This window comes from Staphylococcus sp. HMSC068C09 (assembly GCF_001813735.1).
In the GTDB taxonomy this organism is placed as follows: Bacteria; Bacillota; Bacilli; order Staphylococcales; family Staphylococcaceae; genus Staphylococcus; species Staphylococcus hominis.
Window position 1 is genome coordinate 44270 of sequence record NZ_KV813755.1, and the last position, 18943, is coordinate 63212.

17 protein-coding genes and 3 pseudogenes are annotated in these 18943 nt (G+C 31.2%); 19 read left to right on the forward strand and 1 reads right to left on the reverse strand.

Annotated features, from left to right (window positions below):
• Positions 1-106: 106 nt before the first annotated feature.
• The 14 genes and pseudogenes from HMPREF2930_RS04305 to HMPREF2930_RS04365 form a co-directional block, all read left to right on the forward strand.
• Positions 107-547 (forward strand): annotated as a pseudogene (locus tag HMPREF2930_RS04305) (GNAT family N-acetyltransferase); the annotation flags it as partial.
• A 189-nt stretch (positions 548-736) separates the two neighbouring features.
• Positions 737-1129, forward strand: a complete 393-nt coding sequence (gene merR / locus HMPREF2930_RS04310) for an Hg(II)-responsive transcriptional regulator (protein ID WP_001863748.1) — start codon at positions 737-739, stop codon at positions 1127-1129.
• A gap of 28 nt (positions 1130-1157) precedes the next feature.
• Positions 1158-2798: a mercury(II) reductase gene (merA, locus tag HMPREF2930_RS04315; RefSeq protein WP_017175640.1), complete on the forward strand. Its 1641-nt coding sequence runs from the start codon at positions 1158-1160 to the stop codon at positions 2796-2798.
• 159 nt (positions 2799-2957) lie between these two features.
• A pseudogene (locus HMPREF2930_RS04320) lies at positions 2958-4279 on the forward strand (ISL3 family transposase).
• A 23-nt stretch (positions 4280-4302) separates the two neighbouring features.
• Positions 4303-4452, forward strand: a pseudogene (locus HMPREF2930_RS11405) (GNAT family N-acetyltransferase); the annotation flags it as partial.
• A 471-nt stretch (positions 4453-4923) separates the two neighbouring features.
• On the forward strand, positions 4924-5481 hold the full coding sequence (locus HMPREF2930_RS04325) for a TetR/AcrR family transcriptional regulator (RefSeq protein WP_017175641.1): 558 nt from the start codon (positions 4924-4926) through the stop codon (positions 5479-5481).
• 126 nt (positions 5482-5607) lie between these two features.
• A complete protein-coding gene (locus tag HMPREF2930_RS04330; protein WP_017175642.1) occupies positions 5608-6492 on the forward strand; it encodes a beta-keto acid cleavage family enzyme in 885 nt (294 codons plus the stop codon).
• Complete coding sequence (locus HMPREF2930_RS04335; protein ID WP_017175643.1) at positions 6492-7457, forward strand: 3-hydroxyacyl-CoA dehydrogenase NAD-binding domain-containing protein; 966 nt, start codon at positions 6492-6494, stop codon at positions 7455-7457. Before HMPREF2930_RS04330 ends, HMPREF2930_RS04335 begins: the two co-directional genes overlap by 1 nt.
• 4 nt (positions 7458-7461) lie before the next feature.
• Complete coding sequence (locus HMPREF2930_RS04340) at positions 7462-7935, forward strand: thioesterase family protein (RefSeq protein ID WP_017175644.1); 474 nt, start codon at positions 7462-7464, stop codon at positions 7933-7935.
• 132 nt (positions 7936-8067) lie between these two features.
• On the forward strand, positions 8068-9243 hold the full coding sequence (locus tag HMPREF2930_RS04345) for a betaine/proline/choline family ABC transporter ATP-binding protein (protein ID WP_017175645.1): 1176 nt from the start codon (positions 8068-8070) through the stop codon (positions 9241-9243).
• On the forward strand, positions 9240-9872 hold the full coding sequence (locus HMPREF2930_RS04350; RefSeq protein WP_017175646.1) for an ABC transporter permease: 633 nt from the start codon (positions 9240-9242) through the stop codon (positions 9870-9872). Before HMPREF2930_RS04345 ends, HMPREF2930_RS04350 begins: the two co-directional genes overlap by 4 nt.
• Before the next feature lie 18 nt (positions 9873-9890).
• On the forward strand, positions 9891-10841 hold the full coding sequence (locus HMPREF2930_RS04355) for an osmoprotectant ABC transporter substrate-binding protein (RefSeq protein ID WP_017175647.1): 951 nt from the start codon (positions 9891-9893) through the stop codon (positions 10839-10841).
• A complete protein-coding gene (locus HMPREF2930_RS04360; RefSeq protein WP_017175648.1) occupies positions 10841-11500 on the forward strand; it encodes an ABC transporter permease in 660 nt (219 codons plus the stop codon). Before HMPREF2930_RS04355 ends, HMPREF2930_RS04360 begins: the two co-directional genes overlap by 1 nt.
• Before the next feature lie 24 nt (positions 11501-11524).
• Positions 11525-12289, forward strand: coding sequence for an alpha/beta hydrolase (locus tag HMPREF2930_RS04365; RefSeq protein ID WP_017175649.1), 765 nt, complete (start codon positions 11525-11527; stop codon positions 12287-12289).
• Positions 12290-12853: 564 nt separating this feature from the next.
• Here HMPREF2930_RS04365 and HMPREF2930_RS04370 read toward each other — a convergent pair.
• A complete protein-coding gene (locus HMPREF2930_RS04370; RefSeq protein ID WP_017175650.1) occupies positions 12854-13522 on the reverse strand; it encodes a Cthe_2314 family HEPN domain-containing protein in 669 nt (222 codons plus the stop codon).
• Between the two features lie 93 nt (positions 13523-13615).
• Between HMPREF2930_RS04370 and HMPREF2930_RS04375 the strand changes: the two genes are divergently transcribed.
• The 5 genes from HMPREF2930_RS04375 to HMPREF2930_RS04395 form a co-directional block, all read left to right on the forward strand.
• Entirely contained in the window at positions 13616-15157 is a 1542-nt protein-coding gene (locus HMPREF2930_RS04375) for an LA2681 family HEPN domain-containing protein (protein WP_017175651.1), read from the forward strand.
• Positions 15158-15299: 142 nt separating this feature from the next.
• Positions 15300-16901, forward strand: a complete 1602-nt coding sequence (locus HMPREF2930_RS04380; protein ID WP_145427048.1) for an N-6 DNA methylase — start codon at positions 15300-15302, stop codon at positions 16899-16901.
• A 2-nt stretch (positions 16902-16903) separates the two neighbouring features.
• Entirely contained in the window at positions 16904-17443 is a 540-nt protein-coding gene (locus HMPREF2930_RS04385; protein ID WP_017175653.1) for a hypothetical protein, read from the forward strand.
• Between the two features lie 24 nt (positions 17444-17467).
• Entirely contained in the window at positions 17468-18310 is an 843-nt protein-coding gene (locus HMPREF2930_RS04390; protein ID WP_017175654.1) for an AbiH family protein, read from the forward strand.
• Between the two features lie 181 nt (positions 18311-18491).
• Positions 18492-18943 (forward strand): GNAT family N-acetyltransferase (locus tag HMPREF2930_RS04395; RefSeq protein ID WP_141751510.1); only part of this gene is annotated, 452 nt, incomplete at its 3' end.

Genomic DNA, 18943 nt, shown 5'->3' on the forward strand with positions numbered 1-18943 from the left:
GCCTTACAACAATTTGCGCGTGGAGATGGATTTCCATATCCTCTTTAGTAGCGGTTTTTTTCTTTAAGGTTCATTAATAATTATATAAGCGGGTGGGATAGTTATGATCTTTGGTTATCAAATAGATAAAGATATTAAATTAAAGATATTAGAAGAACGAGAAGCAGGGCAGTTATTTAAATTAGTAGATAGTAACCGCAAATATCTAGCGGAATTTTTACCTTTTGTTGAACATACAAAGAGGGTAGAAGATAGTCAACACTTTATCCACTCAGCTTTACAACAATTTATCGATGGTAATGGGTTTCATTGTGGAATATGGAGTGATAAAAAACTGATTGGTGTTATTGGATTACATTATTTAGACTTAGTTAATAAACGTACCTCAATTGGTTATTATTTAGCTGAAGATTTCCAGAAGAAAGGCATCATGACTAGATGCACTAAAGCACTTATTCAATATGTATATGAAGAATATGATATTAATCGAATCGAAATACAAATGTCTATTAAAAATAAGGGGTCTTCGGAATATATAGTGGAATTACTTTCTTAATAGTTTAAAAACAACTGGTGTTTAAATCGGATTTTCTGGCGGGATGTTAGGATAATCAATAGTATTATATAAAAGTATCAATCACATACGAGTGATACTTTGGGAAAAAAATAAAATAGTCCAATTTACTTGACCGTGTACTATGGTACACGGTTTATAATATTCATGGGGTGAAATAAGATGATTTATCGCATTAGTGAGTTTGCAGATAAATGTGGAGTTAATAAAGAAACGATCAGATATTACGAGCGAAAAAATTTATTACAAGAACCTCACCGAACGGAAGCTGGTTATCGGATATATTCGTATGATGACGTTAAGCGTGTTGGGTTTATTAAACGAATACAGGAACTTGGTTTTTCTTTAAGCGAGATTTATAAATTACTTGGTGTTGTAGATAAAGATGAAGTTCGTTGTCAAGATATGTTCGAATTTGTTTCTAAAAAACAAAAGGAAGTGCAAAAACAAATAGAGGATTTAAAACGAATTGAAACTATGTTAGACGACTTAAAACAACGATGTCCAGATGAAAAGCAATTACATTCGTGTCCAATAATAGAAACATTAACATGAGAGATTAATTAACGAAAGGAGCTTTTTTATGAATAAATTTAAGGTAAACATTTCAGGAATGACTTGTACGGGTTGTGAAAAACACGTAGAATCAGCACTTGAAAAGATAGGTGCTAAAAATATTGAGTCTAGTTATCGTCGTGGTGAAGCAGTATTTGAACTGCCCGATGATATTGAGGTTGAAAGTGCAATAAAGGCGATTGATGAAGCAAATTACCAAGCCGGAGAAATTGAAGAAGTATCATCACTAGAAAACGTGGCGTTAATTAATGAAGACAATTATGACCTTCTTATTATTGGTTCTGGTGCTGCTGCCTTTTCTTCGGCAATTAAAGCTATAGAATACGGTGCAAAAGTTGGAATGATTGAGCGTGGAACGGTTGGGGGAACCTGTGTGAATATTGGCTGTGTTCCGTCAAAAACTCTTCTTAGGGCAGGGGAAATCAATCATTTATCAAAAGACAATCCGTTTATAGGTTTACAAACATCCGCTGGAGAAGTGGATTTAGCTAGTTTAATCACGCAAAAGGATAAATTGGTGAGCGAACTTCGGAATCAAAAATATATGGATTTAATTGATGAATACAATTTTGATTTAATTAAAGGTGAAGCAAAATTCGTTGATGCTAGTACGGTTGAGGTCAATGGGGCAAAGTTATCTGCAAAACGCTTTTTAATTGCAACAGGTGCATCGCCTTCGTTGCCCCAAATTTCGGGACTTGAAAAAATGGACTATTTAACTAGTACAACACTTCTTGAGTTAAAGAAAATACCAAAACGATTAACTGTAATTGGTTCAGGATACATTGGAATGGAGCTTGGACAACTATTTCATCATTTAGGTTCAGAAATAACGCTTATGCAAAGAAGTGAGCGACTTTTAAAGGAGTATGATCCTGAGATTTCAGAGTCAGTTGAAAAAGCGTTAATTGAACAGGGTATAAACCTTGTCAAAGGGGCAACTTTTGAGTGTGTTGAACAAAGTGGAGAGATAAAAAGGGTTTACGTAACAGTAAATGGCAGTAGAGAAGTCATTGAATCAGATCAGTTACTTGTTGCCACTGGAAGAAAACCAAATACGGATTCTTTAAATTTAAGTGCAGCAGGTGTTGAAACTGGAAAAAATAATGAAATCCTGATCAATGATTTTGGTCAAACAAGTAATGAAAAGATTTATGCAGCAGGAGATGTGACTTTAGGACCACAATTTGTATATGTAGCAGCCTATGAAGGTGGAATTATTACTGATAATGCTATTGGTGGATTAAACAAAAAAATAGATTTATCGGTAGTTCCTGCTGTTACGTTTACGAATCCGACGGTTGCAACGGTTGGTTTAACAGAAGAACAAGCAAAAGAGAAAGGGTATGATGTGAAGACATCTGTATTACCTTTAGATGCTGTTCCAAGAGCAATTGTAAACCGTGAAACAACCGGTGTATTTAAACTAGTAGCAGATGCAGAAACACTAAAAGTATTAGGGGTTCATATTGTATCTGAGAATGCAGGAGATGTCATCTATGCTGCATCATTAGCTGTTAAATTTGGCTTAACGATAGAAGATTTAACAGAAACCCTAGCACCATATTTAACAATGGCTGAAGGGCTAAAATTAGCTGCACTTACGTTCGATAAAGATATTTCGAAATTATCTTGTTGTGCAGGCTAAGGGAACTTTTTTACAACTCCCTATTCAAGTGAACCAGCTAATGCTTTAAGGGATTTTCTAAGTGCATTTGTGGTCACAAAAATAATTTAACACTGATGATTTCGACATCAAATCTATAATTGATACCTTAACACCGCAGAGTAATAAAGGATGAATAATATGTCAGACTTATTACCCCCACCAGACATTAAAACAATAGAACCGCCACAAGAAAATGAAACCGATATGATGTTTAAAGTTGAAGCAGTTGGACCACCTGAACGTTGTCCTGAATGTGGTTTTGACAAGTTGTACAAACACAGTTCAAGAAATCAACTAATTATGGATTTGCCCATTCGTTTAAAGCGAGTGGGCTTACAATTGAACCGTAGACGATACAAGTGTCGTGAATGCGGATCTACCTTCTGGGAACGCCTAATATCTGTAGATGAAAAGCGTAGTATGACCAAAAGGCTTTTAAAGTCCATTCAAGAGCAATCCATGTCTAAGACCTTTGTAGAAGTCGCAGAAAGCGTTGGTGTTGACGAGAAAACCATTAGGAACGTTTTTAAGGACTATGTGGCACTCAAAGAACGTGAATACCAGTTTGAAACTCCTAAGTGGCTTGGGATAGACGAGATACATATTATCCGTAGACCTCGGCTTGTATTGACTAATATTGAACGCAGGACTATTTATGACATCAAGCCTAACCGTAACAAGGAAACATTCATCCAACGTCTTTCAGAAATCAGTGACAGGACTTACATTGAGTACGTCACAATGGATATGTGGAAGCCTTACAAAGACGCAGTGAACACTATCCTTCCACACGCTAAAGTTGTCGTAGATAAGTTTCATGTAGTTAGAATGGCTAATCAAGCCTTAGATAACGTCAGAAAGTCTTTGAAAGCCCATATGAGCCAAAAAGAAAGACGTACCCTTATGCGTGAAAGGTTTATCCTTCTAAAGCGTAAACACGATCTAAATGAACGTGAATCATTCCTCTTAGATACTTGGTTAGGTAATCTTCCTGCTTTAAAAGAAGCCTATGAACTCAAAGAAGAGTTTTACTGGATATGGGATACTCCTGATCCAGATGAAGGTCATCTTCGTTATAGTCAATGGAGACACCGTTGTATGTCCAGCAACTCTAAAGACGCATATAAAGACCTCGTGAGAGCCGTAGACAACTGGCATGTCGAAATATTCAACTACTTTGATAAAAGGCTCACTAATGCTTATACGGAGTCAATTAACAGCATTATTAGGCAGGTAGAGCGAATGGGTAGAGGTTACTCGTTTGATGCCTTACGAGCCAAAATCCTTTTCAATGAGAAGCTCCATAAAAAGCGTAAGCCACGATTTAATTCAAGTGCTTTCAATAAAGCTATGTTATACGATACTTTCAATTGGTATGAAGTGAATGACCACGACATTACAGACAACTTTGGTGTCGATTTTCCACACTTATTAAGAATTTGGAGAAGGGTGATTTATAAGCCCTTTTCCACCATAAAATCCGAATACCCAAAATAAGAAAAGCCGAGCTATACCAATAAGACTTGGATTCACACAAGAGGGTATATTGAGAAGTGATGAATGTTTACAAGGGGAATTCTCAGATAGTTATGTGTATAGCTTGTTGAGAAAAGAATATGAAAGTCAAATTTAAAGATGAGAAATTATTTAAAATTAATAATAGCTTTTAATTATTTAATTATCTACTTGACAGAAAGCGTTTTAAATGAGCGTTTCTTATATTTTAATACAAAGGTAATCAATAATTAAAATGGAAAAATACACTTATATTAAGTTTTCGCTTCTACTCTTATACAATCAATACAAAAGGTTAAAAATTTAAGTTCAATTTGATTTAAGTTCTGGAACTAAAACTTTCATAAAGGAGGTTTACATTCAATATAAATTAGGTTATATACATAGTTGAGATAGAAAGAAGAAAGCATTTTGAATTCTTTATCTTACTCTTAACTTTATACATTTTTTAAGTGTAATCATTTTGAATATAGTTAAAGAGATTAGAACGTAAAACTTTTTTTAAAATAATTTATATAATATAATAATTTCTATCTATTTAAGAGTAATATGTAAACAATATTGATTTTAATTGAAAGAAGGTGAATTGGTGGCAAGGAAATCTAAGAAACAGTATATTTTAGAATCTGCAGCTAATATAGTAAATAGACAAGGTACTGACTATTTAACATTAGATGCAGTAGCAAAAGAAGCAGGTATAAGCAAGGGTGGTTTGCTTTATCATGTTAAAAATAGAGAAGGTTTAATAAAAGAGCTTGTCAATTATGCTAATGAATTATATCGAGAAAATGTAAATAGCCATATTGATAATACACATTGTAAACAAGGACAATGGTTAAATGCGTTTATTGAAGCAACGAAAGAACATCGTGTTGAAAATGCGCCTATTACTTCTGCAATGCTTGCTGCACAAGGTTCAAATAAAGCGCTACTCTTACCATTAAAATCTTTATATGAAGATTGGCAATCTCAAATTGTTAATGACGGTCTAGATGAAGTAGATGCAACAATCATTAGGTTAGCCGTTGATGGTTTATGGTTATCAGAAGTTTTTGGAATAAGTGCAGTTGACGAAGCAATGCGTGAAAAAGTAATAAATCGGTTAAAAGAAAAAGTAGAAGTAGGTATTAATAAAGAAAAAAAATAAATTTTCAGGTTTTAAGCTGTTAGGTGAGAATGAAACTTTTCAGCTTATTTTTTATGTCATGGTTGAAACTTTACCGACCAGTTGGTATAGTTTATAACGTATTTAAAATATAAAGGAGTGCTTACCTTGAAAAAAGTGGTATTAACTGCAGCAATTACAGGCGCTGGAGATACAATTGACAAAAATGAAAATGTTCCAGTAACACCTCAAGAACTTGCTGATTCAGCAATTAAGTGTGCAAAAGCTGGAGCAACAGTAGCACATATTCATGTTAGAGACCCTAAAACAGGTGGGGTGAGTCATGATCCAGAACTATATAGTGAAACCGTAAGACTCATTAGAGAGGCAGACGAAGATATTATTATTAATGTAACAGCTGGTGGCGGTGGCGACTTTATCCCAAGTCAACAACACCCAGAAACAGGCGGTGAAGGAACCTGGATTCAAACACCAAAAGAGCGTCATAGACCAGTAGGAGACACATTACCAGAAATGTGTACGCTTGATTGTGGCAGCGTTAATATGGGAGATTCGATATATATTAGTCCCGCTTCATGGCTGAGAGAACAAGCACAAATGATTAAAGATGCAGGTGTACAACCTGAGCTTGAATGTTTTGATACAGGTCATGTCAGTTTTGCAAAGCAACTTGTTGATGAAGGTTTAGTCGAACAACCTATGTTCCAGTTTTGTTTAGGTATACCTTGGGGTGCTGAAAATGATGCTCAGACGTTAGACTATCTTATTTCAAGAATCCCTGAAGGTGCGCAATGGTCTGCATTTGGTATTGGTAGAATGCAATTACCAACAGTTAGAGAAGTTGCTAAACGTGGTGGAAATATTCGTGTTGGTCTTGAAGATAACCTGTATATTTCAAAAGGTGTTAAAGCAACAAATGAAGCATTAGTTGAAGAAGCTAAAAAAATAATGAAAGAATATGATTTAATACCATTAACACCTGCAGAAGCAAGAGAAAAATTTAATCTTAAAAATAATAAAGGAGATAAATAATGAAGTTTGCAGTAGTTGGAACAGGCGTGATTGGTAGCGGATGGATAACAAGAATACTCGCCCACGGCCACGAAGTTATTGCTACAGATCCTAGTGATGGTGCCTATGAAAGAATGCTAACACAAGTTAAACAAAACTGGCCTTATGCTAAAGAAATGGGATTATCTGAGGGAGCATCGTTGGATAATTTAAGCTTTACTACTGATTTAAAATCGGCAGTTAAGGATGCAGATCTTATTCAAGAAAACGTTCCTGAAGTAGAATCGATTAAAGATGCTGTTTTAAAAGAAATCGATTTTTATGCGAAACCGTCTGCCATTATCGGTTCAAGTACCTCTGGTATTATGCCAACTGAGTTACAAAAGAATTTAAAACACCCTGAACGTTTAGTAGTAGCACATCCTTTTCACCCAGTATATATTTTACCTCTTGTTGAAATTGTACCAGGTCAAAACACCTCAGAAGAGACAGTTATTAAGGCTGAAGAAGTTTATGAGAGTATTGGTATGGATGTGCTTCATGTGCGAAATGAAATTGAAGGACATATTGCAGATCGTCTAATGGAAGCATTATGGAGAGAATCATTACATATTGTTAATGATGGTATTGCAACAACAGAAGAAGTAGATAAAGCATTTACGCATGCAGCTGGTTTACGTTATGCTCAATATGGACCATTTATGACATTCCATCTTGCAGGTGGAGAAGGTGGCATGAGACATATGCTTAAACAATTTGGTCCTGCATTGAAAAAACCATGGACTAAGTTAGTTGCACCCGAATTGACAGAGGATCTTTATGAAAAAGTGGTACGCGGTAGTGAAGCGACTTCACAAGGATATACAATGTCAGAACTTGATCGAAAACGTAATGAATTCCTTATTAAAGTAAAACAACTCGCAGAAGAATACTGGCCTAAAGATACAGCATCAATGAAAAAATCTAAGCAACATCAGAAGGTGTAAAGCTATGACAGCTCAGTTTGTTTATCATACTGATGTAAAATCATCTTGGGTTGATTACAATGGACACATGAATGATGCTGAATATAATCGTGTGTTTAGTGATGCAACTGATGCTTGGTTAGCATACATTGGACTTGATCAAGAAGGAATTCAATCGTTACACTATACCATTTTTACATTAGAAAATCATATAACATTTTTGAAAGAAATGAAGAAATATGAACCTATTGAAGTAAGAGTGAGTTTATATGATTATGATAGTAAGAGACTTCATATCTTTATGGAAATGTTAAATGATGACATGGTATGTAGCGCAGTATATGAAGTTATGCTAATGGGAATAGATACAGTCACAAACCGACCGGCTCCATTTCCTAAAAGTATTACAGAATCTATAGTAGCGTATTTTAACCAAACTTCTGATGTAAATGTGCCTAAACAATTAGGCCATCAAATCGGAATTAGTAGAAACAAATAAAGTTTGTATTGATAATCGAATGCTTGAAATATTGAGGACTTAATGTGCCTTGTTTTTACTTAGTAAACTTTGTATAACATTCACTTTAAGTTCTCTTTTTTAATAAATGATAGATAGAGAGGAATTGGACATATGTTAAGCATTAGAAACTTATCAAAAGTCTATGCAGGTGGTAAGAAAGCGGTAGATAATATGAATATTGATATTGAATCAGGAGACTTTATCGCTTTTATTGGAACGAGTGGTAGTGGAAAAACAACTGCATTAAGAATGATCAATCGAATGATTGAATCATCAGAGGGCGAAATTACAATTAATGGCAAAAATATTAAAGATATCAATGCAGTAGAATTGAGAAGAAGCATTGGTTATGTAATTCAACAAATTGGTTTAATGCCTCATATGACAATTAAAGAGAATATTGTACTCGTACCTAAATTATTAAAATGGTCGCAAGAAAAAAAAGATAAAAAAGCAAAAGAACTAATTAAACTTGTTGATTTACCTGAAGAGTATTTAGAACGATATCCTTCACAGTTATCTGGTGGGCAACAACAACGTATTGGCGTGATTCGTGCACTAGCAGCTGAACAAGATATTATTTTAATGGATGAGCCGTTTGGTGCTTTGGATCCTATCACAAGAGATACATTACAAGATTTAGTAAAAAAATTACAACAACAATTAGGAAAAACATTTATTTTTGTAACGCATGACATGGACGAAGCCATTAAATTAGCAGATAAAATTTGTATTATGACGAACGGTAAAGTAGTGCAATATGATACACCAGATAATATTTTACGTTATCCCGCTAATGATTTTGTTAAAGACTTCATTGGACAAAATCGCTTGATTCAAGATAGACCAAATATTAGAACTGTAGAAGACGCAATGATTAAGCCGATAACTGTACATGTTGACGAATCATTAAATGATGCAGTTAATATTATGAGAAAATATCGTATAGATACCATTTTTGTCGTTGACAATCAACATCATTTACTTGGTTATTTAGATATTGAAGATATCAACCAAGGATTACGTAGTAAAAAAGAATTAATTGATACGATGCAACGTGATATTTATCGCGTTAAGGTAGATAGTAAATTACAAGATACAGTACGTACCATTCTTAAGCGTAATGTAAGAAATGTTCCTGTTGTTGATACGGACGGACATACTTTAATTGGACTTGTAACACGTTCTAACCTAGTTGATATCGTATATGATACACTTTGGGGTGGAACGACTACTGAAAATCAAGGTATTGTGGATCCTAAAGAAATTGGGGCTGATAACGTATGAATTATTTAGTAGAAAATAGTGGTATGTTACTGAATAAAACGTTAGAGCATCTTTACATTTCTATCATGGCTCTCATACTTGCTATGATTGTTGCCATTCCTTTAGGTATTTTGTTGTCAAAGAAAGAAAAGCTATCAAAGGTGTCGTTAACTATAGCTGGTATTTTACAAACGATTCCTACACTAGCGATTTTAGCTTTAATGATTCCCTTATTTGGTGTAGGTAAAGTAACGGCAATTATTGCGTTATTTATATATGTTTTACTACCTATATTAAATAATACAATTGTGGGTGTTCAAAATATAGATCGTAATATTGTAGAAGCTGGCCGCAGTATGGGAATGACTAATTTTCAATTAATGAAAGATATTGAATTACCTTTAGCATTACCAATGGTTCTAAGTGGGATTCGTTTGTCGTCAGTCTATGTGATTAGTTGGGCAGCACTTGCGAGTTATGTTGGCGCTGGTGGTTTAGGTGACTTAATCTTTAATGGTTTAGCATTATATGAACCAGAAATGATTATCGTAGGTACGATTTTGGTAACGTTGTTAGCATTAATCGTTGATTTAATTTTAGCTCAAATTGAAAAATGGATTATACCAAAAGGACTTAAAATTTCCAGATAAACAATAAAGGAGGACATTATGAAATATTGTAAAAAGTATATTGTTGTTTTAGTGCTATGTCTAACTGTGTTATCTGGATGTAGCTTGCCAGGTTTAAAAAATAGTAGTTCAGATGATGAGGTTAGAATTACATCTCTAGGAACAAGTGAATCTCAAATTATTTCACATATGTTAAGACTACTCATTGAACATGATACAGATGGAAAGATTAAACCAACTTTAATCAATAACTTAGGGTCTAGTGTAATTCAACACAATGCTATTACGAGTGGCCAAGCTAATATGTCAGGTACGCGATATACAGGTACGGATTTAACTGGTGCATTAGGCGAAGATCCAATTAAAGATCCTGATAGAGCAATGAAAGTGACACAAAAAGGATTTGAAGAAAAGTTTAATCAGACTTTCTTTAATTCATATGGTTTTGAAAATACATATGCACTAATGGTAACAAAAGAAACAGCACAAAAATATAATTTAGAAACAGTTTCTGATTTAAAGAAACATGCTAAAGATTTGAGAGTAGGAATGGATAGTTCATGGCAAAATCGTAAGGGTGATGGATATCCTGGATTTAAACAAGAATACGGTATCCATTTTGGTACTGTTAGACCAATGCAAATTGGTTTAGTATACGACGCATTACATTCAGGTAACTTAGATGTCGCTGTAGGCTACTCAACTGATGGTCGTATCGCGGCTTATGATTTAAAAGTACTGAAAGATGACAAGCAGTTCTTTCCACCTTATGATGCTAGTCCTTTAGCAACAGATAAACTATTAAAAGAAAAACCACAATTAAAACCAATTATTGAAAAATTAGAAGGTAAGATTTCAACTGAACAGATGCAAGAATTAAATTATCAAGCAGATGGAAAAGGTAAAGAGCCAGCAACAGTAGCAGAAGATTTCTTGAAAAAACATGATTATTTTGAAAATGATGCAAAACAGAAAGGCGGTCGAAATTAATGAATGGTAATTTATTTGAACAACTTATTTCTTACTATCAAACAAATTCAGGCTACCTTTTTGAATTGTTTATTAATCATTTCCTAATGTCAGTGTATGGTGTATTATTTGCGTCAATTATAGGTATTCCTTTAGGCATCATTATTGCACGATTTGGAAAATTATCAGGCGTTATCATTACTTTAGCGAATATCATACAGACTGTTCCTGTCATTGCGATGTTAGCGATGCTTATGTTAGTAATAGGATTAGGCATCAATACGGTTATTTTTACAGTATTCTTGTATGCTTTACTTCCAATTATAAAAAATACTTATACCGGTATTAAAGAAGTAGATATTAATATTAAAGATGCTGGAAAAGGAATGGGAATGACACGTAATCAAGTCTTACGTATGATTGAGTTACCACTTTCTTTATCAGTAATTATTGGTGGCATACGTATTGCACTCGTAGTTGCAATAGGTGTTGTTGCTGTTGGTTCGTTCATTGGAGCGCCTTCACTTGGTGATGTCGTTATTCGTGGTACGAATGCTACTGATGGTACACTATTTATCTTGGCTGGTGCATTACCAATTGTTGTGATAGTAGTTCTTATAGATATTGTTTTACGTCTAGTAGAGAAAAAATTAGATCCAGCTACACAAACGAATAATTAATAAAGTATTTAAGGAGTAGATAATATGGCTTTAATCCAGATGAATTACTTATCAAAAACACTTGGAATGCATCAATCTTTAAATATTATTTTACCTGAAGATGACAGTTACTTTGATCCATCGAACGAGACAAAAAAACTTAAAACAATGTTGTTATTTCATGGACTATCTAGCGACACTCACTCGTATATAAGATATACAAGTATAGAACGATATGCTAATGAATATCAATTAGCGATTATAATGCCTAATGCAGATCACAGTTTTTATACGAATATGGCTTTCGGACACAGTTATTATGATTACATTTTAGAAGTTTACAATTATGTACACCAGATTTTACCGTTGTCTAGAAAAAGAGAAGATAATTTTATTGCAGGGCATTCAATGGGAGGATATGGAACAATTAAATTTGCACTAACACAAAGTCAATTGTTCTCTAAAGCTGCTCCTTTATCTGCCGCATTCGACGTTTCCATGCTTAAAAATTACAAATGGTATGATTTTTCACCAGAATCTATAGTCGGAACGAATAAAGAAATAGTTGGTAGTAATTTTGATCCTTATTATCTTGTTGATAAAGCTATAGAGAAAAATATTGATTTACCAGAGTTATTAATTATGTGTGGTACAGAAGATGAACTTTATAAAGGTAACTTAGATTTTATTAACTATTTAGATAAAAAAAATGTACAGTATGACTTTATAAAGAGCCCAGGAAAACATGATTATGCATTTTGGGATAAAGCTATTGAGAAAGTAATTAAAATATTTACAAATAATATATAAAATAATAAGACCATTAGTCTAACAATTTTGACTAGTGGTCTTATTATTTTATTCTTATATAGAAAGATTTAATATTGATTATTCATTTACAAGTTAATTTAAAAATCAATATATATTATTTAAGGCAATAGCAACAATTGAGTTTTATTAAAAAGGATATTTTGTTATTAAACAAATAATTCAATAATTTTATAGATTATATGTAACTAATAAAGAAATTGATAAATAAATTATTACAAATATAAATGAGGGGAGAAGATATAAAAATTTTATTATTAAAAAGAAATTATGAAATAATTATTCATATCTTCCCAAAGTTTTGTAATTTTAATGCTTTTTTTCGTGCTTAGTAAGCCATGTAATTTTGAAGTATAGAAAAATGTAATTTTACTTCTTTTATATTTTGTTGATAGCAACTCTATTAGTCATATTTTCTAATCTTCTTTTGTTTCTAATTTTTCTAGACGAGACAAAGGAGTATCAAACATTACTATAGCTTTAATAGCGGTTTTGATTAATCCAAAGCCTTATTAATAGATACTTTTTTATTTATTTATACGAAGCTTAATCATTAGTTAAACCTACTACTTGCTTAATATTCTTAGCTCTTTTTTTTAGTTTTTTTAAATCAGATTCAATATCGTCCACTAAACTATTTAAACTTGTTATCATGGTAGAATAGCCTCGAAACATAGTAATGCCATTTTCTACAGTTGGGTTACTATTGGGTCTGTAAGGCATTATATTATGTGTGTATTCATCTCTATATCTCATAGTACGTATAGGAACATCTTTATTAAGGATATTGCCGATTTGTCTATGTGTGTCGTTATTTGAAGCTATCAAATTTTCTACTAAATTTCGTTTAAAACCTATATCTTTTTTTACTTCATAATGTGAAGTATATTCTTGAGCTAATGAATATAATAAATCATTTAATGTATGTAGAAAATGTAAAGTAATATTATGAAAATAAAAAACCCAATAATAGTTTCTTTCTTCTTCGTTAACAGTTTCAATTAAATTTATTGAATATTTTAAATTTACAAAAGAATTACAGAAATATTCACAGGTATCATGTATAGAATTAATAGTAGAAACTATATTTGAGCCTAACCTATCCAAACCATTAATCAAATCATTAAATTTAGAAAAGTCGAATATATCTAATTCTTTAAGTAGCTGATCGTATTCATATTCAAAATAATTTTCATCAATAAAAAATGGTTTCATTGATTTTAGTTCCCTTCATTTTTGAGTATAATTATTTTAATATATTTTGAACAATAGGTAAAAGCTTACAAAAAACTAAAAGAGGTAAAGTGAATGAAGTGGTATAAAAATGAACAATTATTGAATTACGCGAAGAAAGCTGATGAAGCTTTAGATAAAAAGGATCCCAATTCATTATATGAAATTAGTGAGAAATTGGAAAAATTATCAACCGATTATGTTGAATCTAAGATGATGTATGCTTATTATTTGTACATTAGTTTTACTAGTTTAAATAATTACATTGATATAAAAGTTAATAACAAAGAAACCGTAGAATGGGAAAAACTAATTGAAAAAAGCTTGTTTTTAGCTAGAACTGCGATTAATTCAATGGACGAATATTTAAAAGATACTGAAATTGATGAGATAGAATACATATATTTAAATGGTATATATAATAGTGTAAAAACCAATTATTGTAATCTACTTATTTCTATAGGGAAATATTCATCTGCAATATTTGAGATGAGAAAATTAGCAACTTCTCAGTTTGGTATGGCAATTGGAAATTTAGGGACAGAAATTTTTGATTATGCTTGTTTTGATTATACAGATAATAAAGAGTCTCTTTATAAATACGCTTATCAATTGTTAGATACGGCTTTAACTTATGAGGATAGTATAGTACATCCTAATGCAAAAGCTTTTTATCAAAGTAAAATTGATATTCTCGATGAAATCGATAATTTTAATCCGTATGATACAGAGTACAATGTGGAATCTATATTAAAAAAAGATAGATTAGATGATCATAACTTTACAAATAATATTACTAATGAAGACTACTGGGATTGGGTGGCAGAAAATAGTTTAGCATTGAACACAATAAATGATATAGATTATATGACTAAAAATAATCAAGACACTCTTCATTTGCCAAATATATTAACGTCAATTAATGATCATTCATCATTTTATGGAATTTTTAATCAAATTAAACAAGAGTATTGTTCTGCCAGATATATACTTTATGAAGGGATGTATAATAACAAGAATCATTTTTCAGATGAAAATGTATATTTAGTAAATACAATTGACTATCCTAAATATGGTTTAAATATAGAAAGAGTAAAGGCAGCATATAGAAGTGCTTATGCATTGTTTGATAGAATTGGATATTTTTTAAATAAATATTTCAAATTAGGATTGAAAGATCGTGAAGTTTCTTTTAAAAGAATTTGGCAAAGTGCTAATAATGAAATATATGAGGTGTTTAAAAATAATATTGCCTTAAAAGGCATGTATTGGACGTATAAAGATTTATTCGCTAAAACTAAATCAAAGAATTTGGATTGTATAGATAAAAAGTTAAGACGTACTTATACGATAAGAAATATAATGGAACATAGGTATTTAAAGGTATTAGATAGTAATTTTATAGATCAAGCCACTAGTGATTATGATAACTTATCATATACTATTACATCAGATGAATTAAATGAGTTAGGGATTAATTTAATTAGAATATGTAGAGAATTAATTATATTATTATGCTTTACAGTAAATATAAATGAAAATAATATAAATAAAGATGAAAAAGATAAATTTGTAATTATGGCGCTCCGCGAATTTAGTGACGAATGGAAAATTTAAAATAAAGTAGATTTATAAGCTAGCGATAAAATCAAGTCGCTAGTTTTTTCAGTTTAAAAATTAAAAGGTTAAATTTAACCGTTGACAATTAAAGGGTAGTGCTATATACTTAGGTTAACGTTAACCGAGGGAGGAAATTATGTTGGATTTATTGAAACAAGTAAACACATTAAGGGGTTCAATGACATTAGAAGAATTACAGGAATTAGTAATTAAAAAAATTAGCAAACAAGAAATTGACAATGAGTTTAAGGATAATTCGACTAAAGAAATAATCAAACAATTAGAAAATAAGACAGTTCAAGAATTACAAAGTATTTATTATGACTTGCAAATTATGAATCGTCATTCAGTATCAACTTATACTGAGTCTATCGAATCGCTATCTTTAGAGATTTTCAAAACTTATAGTAATCAAAATTCACTATTAGATTTAGGTTCGGGAACAGGACATATGCTATGGAGAGCGAATAAGGAAGGTCATTTTAAATACTTAAGGGGTGAAGAAATTAATCATAACGTAGCTGAAATTAGCGAACAGCTTCTATCTCAATCAGAAACGAATATAGAAATTAAAAAAATTGATTCTACTTTAAATTTTGGAAGCAATGATAAATTTGAATGTATTTATTCAGATGCATTATTTTTAAATGCAGATAATAAACGTTTAAAACAAATTGAAGATTCCGCTTCTAACAGTTATCTAAAGACAAGAAGTAAATTCTCTGAATGGATATTTACAAATCGTATTTTAAATAATTTAGAGGATAAGGGTGTAGGAACTATTGTAGTAAGAAACGCTGCTACATTTACTGAAATGGCTAAAGATATACGTAAAGAGTTGATAGAGAAGAATTTAATAAAAGCAGTTATTCAACTTCCTTCGAACTTGATTACTAATACGGCTATACCTACAACTTTATTAATTTTGCAAAAAGACAATAGCGATAAGATTACATTTATTGATGCTTCAGAAATTTATACTCAAAAGGGCAGAATGCAGAATACTTTTGAAGATGAAAATATTACAACTATTATGAAAGCGCTAGAAGAAGAAACTGAAATTTCTGTAAAAGTGAATAAACAAGAAGTCAAAGATAATGACTATAATTTATCTCCTATTCGTTATTTAGTTAATATTGAAGATCGTCTTGTAAGTCCTACCGAGTTAACTAACATCGTAGAAACGATTCGTGGAAAAGATGTATCTAAAAAAAGATTAGATGAGGAAGAAAGTAAAGATAAATCAGGTTACTTACTTAATTTATCTGATGTAAAAGATTATAAAATTGATACTCCTAAACAACAAATCAGTCAAGATATACTCGATGAATATGAGAGATATCTATTAAAACCTAAGGATATTGTATTAAGTACAAGAAGTTCGGATTTAAAAATAGCTATTGTTACCGAAAGTTTAGCTAAAGATAATCTAATTATTTCTTCTAATTTTAATATTTTAAGAATTAAAGACGATAAAGTGAGTCCTTACTATTTATTTGCATTTTTAACAAGTGAAATAGGTGTTGAACAGTTAAAACAACTAATGACAGGAACTGTGATTAATGTTATTTCACAAAAATCTTTGCAAGAATATAAGGTGTCTATGCTAGATGAAGAAACTCAAGAAGACATCGCCTTTAAAATGGAAGAAGAATTACTCGAATATTATAGTTATCTGAAAAAAGTCAAAAACTTTAAAGAAAAATTACCACAACTTTTTAATGAAAACGGAGGGGAATAGGATTGGGTAAATTAAGTATCGAAGAACTAAATGATTTTTTAGAAGAATTGTTCGAGAGATTAAAACAAGAAGCAAGGCTATACAATCAACAAAGTGAATTTGATACTTTCTTAGAACGTTATCAATTTGAGAAAAATGATAGTAATCAAGGTCATCTTTATAATGACAATGCTAAAGTTCTCATTTTAGGGGTAAGAAACGGGGGCTTAAAAGCTAAAGATATTAACGGCATATTTAAAAAAGCGAGTTTAAAAGATAGATATGAAATTGTTGAATATGATGATTTAACAAATTTTGATATTTCTACTTTAGAAAATTCAACACAATACACGGATGTATTTATTGGTGCTGTCCCTCACAAAATGAGAGGGATAGGTGACACCGATAATCCAGTCCAAACGATTATGGATGGATCAGAAACGATTTATCCTAAAATACATAAACTAATGACAAGTTCAGGCTTAAAAATAACTAAAACAAATCTAACAGATGCTATAGCTAGTTCAGTAATATTTGATAATACGAGAGTAATTACTAGTTAGAACATAAACTAAGGGGGAACAAAAATGAATTTATACGTAATTGGGAATGGCTTTGACATAGACCATCACATTGCTTCAGCTTATACAAACTTTAAAGAATCTTTAGCTGATTCAGATGATGATAATGCGAAATTATTGCTTGAAATAATTGAAATAGCTCATCAAGAAAATCAAGAAAATTTATGGAAAGATTTAGAAGAAAGTATAGGTAGACTAGATTTAGATTACGTTGTTAAAAAGAGCGATAAGTATATAAATCCAGCTATTACTTTTTCTACAAGTTTTAGCTTTTTTTTTAAAAAGTGGATAGAAAAATTAAAAAATGATAAAATTTCTGAAGCAACTCCTAAAAAAGATTTGAAATATTTATTTAATAAAAATGAAGATATATTTTTAAGTTTGAATTATACCCCTACTTTGGAAATGCTTTACAACATTAATAAGAATAATATTAAATATATTCATGTAGTTAAAGATGGCGTAGGTTATGAATTTGGACATAAAAAAGTAGAAAATATTCATTCAATAGGCCATTCAGCCTTTGGTTTTAATAACTACCTAAAACATCAGTTAATAAAAGATACTTCTAGAATATATAAAGATAATCAAAATTGGTTTGAAGATTTATCCGACAAAAAAATTGAAAATATATATTTTTATGGTTTTAGTTTTGCGGATATCGATTTAATATATATAAAAGGTATTTTTAATAATATTAATAAAAACGAATTAGAAAATATCTATTTATATAATTATAAAACTCAAAAAGAACAAGAATACGAAGAGCAAAAGAGTATATTAAATAGTTTAATAGACGAAGCTGAATTAAATAAAAAAGTAAAAAGATTTCTAATATTAGAGGATTAAAAGAAAGTATCCCTCATTTTGAAGGGATGCTTTTTATTTACAAATTAAAGTAAAAGGAAATATAAATAAATTCAAACTCAAAATTTAATGTAAATTATACTATTACAATATATATATCTATGCTATTATGACTTTAATTTACTGAATAATTAGGAATTTTTACTGAAGGGGGATCGGGATGATGTTTGGGTACGAGGTCAATGAACATGTTAAGTTGAAAATTTTGGAAGAACGTGAAGCGGATCAACTTTTTAAATTAGTAGATAGTAATCGTGAGTCTCTAGGGGAGTTCTTGCCATTTGTAGCGTACACAACTGAGGTTGAACACAGTAAGAAGTTTATTCAGTCGGCCTTACAACAATTTGCGCGTGGAGATGGATTCCATTGTGGCATTTGGTATGACCAAAAACTTGTAGGAGTCATTGGCTTACATTATTTAGACTTGGTTAACAAACGCACGTCGATTGGTTATTATTTAGCTGAAGATTTCCAAAAGAAAGGCATCATGACTAGATGCACTAAAGCACTTATTCAATATGTATATGAAGAATATGATATTAATCGAATCGAAATACGAATGTCTACTAAAAATAAGAAAAGTCGAGCTATACCAATAAGACTTGGATTCACACA

Bases quoted from the DNA above. Each gene is read 5' to 3' on its own strand.
- HMPREF2930_RS04365 (WP_017175649.1), top strand. From the start codon at position 11,525: ATGGCTTTAATCCAGATGAATTACTTATCAAAAACACTTGGAATGCAT.
- HMPREF2930_RS04340 (WP_017175644.1), top strand. From the start codon at position 7,462: ATGACAGCTCAGTTTGTTTATCATACTGATGTAAAATCATCTTGGGTT.
- HMPREF2930_RS04355 (WP_017175647.1), top strand. From the start codon at position 9,891: ATGAAATATTGTAAAAAGTATATTGTTGTTTTAGTGCTATGTCTAACT.
- HMPREF2930_RS04390 (WP_017175654.1), top strand. From the start codon at position 17,468: ATGAATTTATACGTAATTGGGAATGGCTTTGACATAGACCATCACATT.
- HMPREF2930_RS04370 (WP_017175650.1), bottom strand. From the start codon at position 13,522: ATGAAACCATTTTTTATTGATGAAAATTATTTTGAATATGAATACGAT.
- merR (WP_001863748.1), top strand. From the start codon at position 737: ATGATTTATCGCATTAGTGAGTTTGCAGATAAATGTGGAGTTAATAAA.
- HMPREF2930_RS04375 (WP_017175651.1), top strand. From the start codon at position 13,616: ATGAAGTGGTATAAAAATGAACAATTATTGAATTACGCGAAGAAAGCT.
- HMPREF2930_RS04360 (WP_017175648.1), top strand. From the start codon at position 10,841: ATGAATGGTAATTTATTTGAACAACTTATTTCTTACTATCAAACAAAT.
- HMPREF2930_RS04350 (WP_017175646.1), top strand. From the start codon at position 9,240: ATGAATTATTTAGTAGAAAATAGTGGTATGTTACTGAATAAAACGTTA.
- HMPREF2930_RS04345 (WP_017175645.1), top strand. From the start codon at position 8,068: ATGTTAAGCATTAGAAACTTATCAAAAGTCTATGCAGGTGGTAAGAAA.
- HMPREF2930_RS04335 (WP_017175643.1), top strand. From the start codon at position 6,492: ATGAAGTTTGCAGTAGTTGGAACAGGCGTGATTGGTAGCGGATGGATA.
- merA (WP_017175640.1), top strand. From the start codon at position 1,158: ATGAATAAATTTAAGGTAAACATTTCAGGAATGACTTGTACGGGTTGT.